Genomic DNA, 4,643 nt, shown 5'->3' on the forward strand with positions numbered 1-4,643 from the left:
GACGAGTAAACCGCCGCAGGTGGCTGCTAGCAGGCTGATTTTTTTGAACGGTAGATTGTGGCGAAACATAAGTAACTCCTCACAAGTTCGATCGAGGTTTTCTAACAAATAGCATGGTAATCTATGCCGGAAATGAATTTTAATAGTTGTGTTTGGGTGTGAGTTAGGAAGAATCAAGGTTTGAGGGGTAGATTTTTTTAACCGCAGAGGGCGCAGAGGGCGCAGAGAAGGGGAAGAGGGGAAGAGGGGAAGAGGGGATTTTTAGAGACGGAATTGTTCTAATTTGTGGGCGGGGAGGGTGACGGTGACAGCGGTTCCCCGATCGACTTGGCTGTCTATGCGGATTTGGCCGCGGTGGTTTTCGACAATTGCTTTGGTGATGGCTAATCCCAAACCGGAACCGGCGGCGCTGCTGTGGGTGCGGGCGGGATCGGCGCGGTAAAATCGATCAAACAAATGCGGTAGCGCTTCCGGGGAAATTCCGGTGCCGGTGTCTGTTACTTTGATTTGCAGTACAGAATTGAGCGCGGACGAATTTCTTTTGTTTTTGACTGGAACCTGCAATTCTACTTCAATTTCGCCACCAGAGGCTGTGTACTGCACTGCGTTGCTGACGAGATTGGTAAATACTCGCGCTAGTTGATCCCAGTCGCCCAAAACTGTAAAGTTATCTTCAAGCTTGGGGGAATCGATAATTTCGAGGGAAAGAGAGAGATTTTGGTGTCGGGCGATCGCCTGTTGTTCCTGAATTACTTCTATCAACAAAGCGTCGAGGGGAACTTCAACCCACTGCTGCTGCAGGATACCGCTGTCTTGTCTGGCTAAAAACAGCAAATCGTCAACCAACCGCCCCAAACGGCGCGTCAGGCGTTCGATTACCTGTAGCTGTTGGTGTTGCTGCGGTTCGATATCCGGTTCCGCCAAAGCTACTTGTACGTTAGTTTGAATAGTGGCGATCGGATTTCTGAGTTCGTGGGAAGCATCGGCGGTAAACTGTTTGAGACGGCCGTAAGATTCTCGCACCGGTGCGATCGCCAATCCCGACAGCAACCAGCCAATAGCCGCCACGCCAATTAAAGTTAAACCAGTCCCCAAAATCAAATCAAAAATTAATTGGCGGATCGGTTTTGTCACTTCAAACCAAGGATGGCTGACTCGCAAATATCCCAAAACTTGGCGGCCGATTTCCACTCGCTGCGTTACTTGTCTGAGGGAATAGTTTTGCTCTGAGTTCAACTTATTATTAATCACCCAAACTGTTTCGCCGGTGCGGTTAGCGTTGATCGGAACATTTAGCGGTTCCGACAAAGTAGACCACAGCAACTCGCCGGTAGGACTGAACCATTCTAAATCGATGTGGTCATCTTCTACAGAATCGCTGCTGTCTCGAAAACTGGCTTGAATATTCACTTGAGACTTGGTTTGATCGGTTCCAAAAATGATTGGTTCGATCACAAGTGTGCGCTCTACTACTTCCACAACATGATTGAGAGTATCGTCAATGCGATCGATCAAAGTATTGCGAACGTAAAAATAGAAACCCGTGGCGAATAATAGTAACAACACTGCAGTAACGGCCGTATACCAAATAGCAAGGCGGCGGCGAGTAGCTTGAAACATATTGCATTGCGAAGTCATTAGTCATTAGTCATTAGTCATTAGTCATTAGTCATTAGTCATTAGTCATGTTTTGCTGTCGCCTCCGAACTTTCCGTCCAACGTCATCAGGAAGAAGGAAGTTCGGCAACGAGCAATGTACGGGATGTAACGGATGTAACGGATGTAAGTCCGTCGGAAGAAGGAAGAGGGAAGAGGGAAGAAGGAAGAGGGACAAAAAGAGCGAGATTATCTTCAAGTGATGCTGAACTAATCACCATTAAGTAACTATTAACTAACTATTCACAACTATAACGTTCTTCTCTTCTTCTCTTCTTCTCTTCTTCTCTTTCTTAATGTCCAAGCGCTGGCGCGCCACTTCGCGAGCTTTGTGTCTTCGCGGTTCGTTCAAAAAAGCCTTGTTCGCAAATCATCCAAAAAAATATCTAACAACTTTCGATTGTTAATACTTCAGATAGATGTAAAAGTAGCTGTCAGTATAATATCCTACTGGCTAAACTTTTTAGGTAAACGCCTGTGAACAAATTTTTATTCCGCGCTGCGATCGGGCTGTTAATGGCATTTTTTGGCGCAATTACCTATTTTAGCAGCAGTGTAGAAAATCCTGTTACCGGAGAGAAACAGCGGGTGCAGCTTTCGCCGCGCCAAGAGGTAGTTTTGGGATTGCAGGCGCGAGACAAAATGGCGGCTCAATACGGGGGGCTTTATCCCAGCCCAAAAATTCAACAGTATGTCAAGAGAGTAGGAGAAAAGGTGATCGAAGGTTCGCAGGCGAAAAAAGCGGGTTATCCGTTTCAATTCTACCTGCTGCGAGACGCCAAAACTGTTAATGCTTTTGCTCTTCCGGGGGGACAAGTTTTCATTACCGCCGGACTCCTGCGGCGGCTGAATTCCGAGGCTCAGTTGGCTGCTGTACTGGGACACGAGGCCGGTCACGTTATCGGGCGACACGCTGCGGAACACTTGGCAAAACAGCAGTTGGGGAGGGCTTTGGTAACGGCGGTTGGGGTGGCGGCTAGCGATGAACGCGGTGGCGGCCAGCAGGCTGCATTAGTTGCTCAAGCTGTCAATCAAGTTGTGAGTTTGCGCTACGGTAGATCGGATGAACTTGAGAGCGATCGGCTCGGTTTTAGGTTTATGACCGAGGCGGGTTACGATCCTAGAGGTATTGTTGAGTTGATGCAAATTCTCGGTGCTGCTAGGAAGGGCGAAGCGCCGCCGGAGTTTTTGAGTTCTCACCCAAACCCTGAAAACCGAGTTGAAAAGTTGCAAGCTTTAATCGCCCAAAATTTCCCTAACGGCGTTCCAGCTAATTTGGTTTCTGGACGCGAAGAGTTTGCTAAGAATGTGTCTGGCGGTTAGCTAGAATTATACTAAATTGAACCGCGAAGACGCAAAGCTCGCGAAGTAAGAAAAGAGAGAGAATGTTCGAGGAATTGTGAACTAATAAGTAACCCTGACTATTAATTAATCATTGACAACTATAAGTCTATTTTGTTGTTCTATTCCTTTGTGTCTTCGCCTCGAAAGCGGTTGGTTTTTAATCCTAAATCACTGGTAGAACGAACCGCGAAGACGCAAAGGTCGCGAAGTAATACCAAATTCATAAAATAGCGCTACATATCTACCCCCCCCCAACCCCCCCTTATAAAGGGGGGGGAGTCAAATTTTCGGTAGTAGCATAACTTTATGAAATTGGTATAATAAAAGAGAGAGAATGTTCGAGGGATTGTGAACTAATAAGTAACCCTGACTATTAATTATTGACAGCTAACTATAAGTCTATTTTCTTGTTCTATTCCTTTGTGTCTTCGCCTCGAAAGCGGTTCGTTTTCAATCCTAAATCACTGATGCCCGGTTAACCGACCGATCGAGTGAGGAAATCCGCCAAGGCACTGCGTACTTATTTGATGAGAAAATAGATGAATTAAACTAACTAAAATTCAAGGATGATAGTTTTCAATGGCTATTAAAGACCAGCCCAAACTACCTCGTTTTCGATTAATTAGCAATATTTTGTTATTGCTGTCAAGTTTGTTTCTGCTGGCAAATATCTTTTTGCCCAACTTGTTTGGGGAGCAAATTCCGCGAGTTCCTTACAGCTTGTTTGTGCATCAAGTCCAAGAACAAGATGTAGTGCGAGCTTCGGTAGGACAAAATGAAATTCGCTACCAACTCAAAGGTGAAGACGACAAACCAGGTCAAGTGCTGTCAACTACGCCCATTTTTGACTTGGATCTGCCTAAACTTTTGCAAGAAAAAGGTGTTGAATTTGCGGCAACTCCTCCTTCTAAAAATGGCTGGATTGGCAGTGTTTTGAGCTGGGTGATTCCGCCGCTGATTTTTGTGGCGATTTTTCAATTTTTTATGAACCGGGGCGGTGGTGGGCCGCAGGGTGCGCTGTCGATCGGCAAAAGTAAAGCTAAGGTCTACGTGGAAGGTGAATCGGCGAAAATTACTTTTGCTGATGTGGCTGGAGTAGAGGAGGCTAAAACTGAATTGGTAGAGGTTGTTGAGTTCCTGAAAACTCCCGATCGCTTTACGGCAATTGGCGCGCGAATTCCGAAGGGTGTGCTGTTAGTCGGGCCTCCGGGAACTGGCAAAACGCTGTTGGCAAAAGCTGTGGCTGGTGAAGCGGGCGTGCCGTTTTTTAGTATCTCTGGTTCGGAGTTTGTGGAACTGTTTGTGGGCGTTGGTTCTGCAAGGGTTAGAGATTTATTCGAGCAGGCTAAGAAGCAGGCTCCTTGTATTATTTTCATTGATGAGTTGGATGCGATCGGCAAATCTCGCAGCACTAACGCTGCGTTTGGCGGGAATGACGAACGCGAACAAACTCTCAATCAATTATTAACTGAAATGGATGGTTTTGCTGCTGGCAATACTACGGTAATTGTGCTGGCTGCTACGAACCGCCCGGAAAGTTTGGATGCTGCTTTGTTGCGCCCTGGCCGTTTCGATCGCCAAGTTTTGGTCGATCGCCCGGATTTATCTGGCCGCGAAGCAATTTTGAACATTCACTCTCAAAC

At 46.6% G+C, this 4,643-nt stretch carries 3 protein-coding genes; 2 read left to right on the forward strand and 1 reads right to left on the reverse strand.

All coding sequences use genetic code 11. The features are described 5' to 3' along the window. Nucleotides 1-261 precede the first annotated feature (261 nt). The gene (locus WBA89_RS21215) at nucleotides 262-1,620 is read right to left on the reverse strand and encodes a sensor histidine kinase (protein ID WP_424409239.1); all 1,359 of its coding nucleotides are present in this window, start codon (nucleotides 1,618-1,620) and stop codon (nucleotides 262-264) included. Nucleotides 1,621-2,133: 513 nt separating this feature from the next. On the opposite strand from WBA89_RS21215, the gene WBA89_RS21220 reads away from it, so the two are divergent. Then, the gene (locus WBA89_RS21220) at nucleotides 2,134-2,979 is read left to right on the forward strand and encodes a M48 family metalloprotease (protein WP_424409240.1); all 846 of its coding nucleotides are present in this window, start codon (nucleotides 2,134-2,136) and stop codon (nucleotides 2,977-2,979) included. A 600-nt stretch (nucleotides 2,980-3,579) separates the two neighbouring features. Continuing rightward, nucleotides 3,580-4,643, forward strand: a 1,064-nt coding sequence (locus tag WBA89_RS21225; protein ID WP_424409241.1) for an ATP-dependent metallopeptidase FtsH/Yme1/Tma family protein, incomplete at its 3' end; no start/stop codon positions are given.

It is taken from the genome of Microcoleus sp., from assembly GCF_049646505.1.
Taxonomy (GTDB): Bacteria; Cyanobacteriota; Cyanobacteriia; order Cyanobacteriales; family Microcoleaceae; genus Microcoleus.

What these genes read in the sequence shown, in the direction of transcription:
- WBA89_RS21215 (WP_424409239.1), bottom strand. Translation starts at nt 1,620, where the DNA reads ATGTTTCAAGCTACTCGCCGCCGCCTTGCTATTTGGTATACGGCCGTT.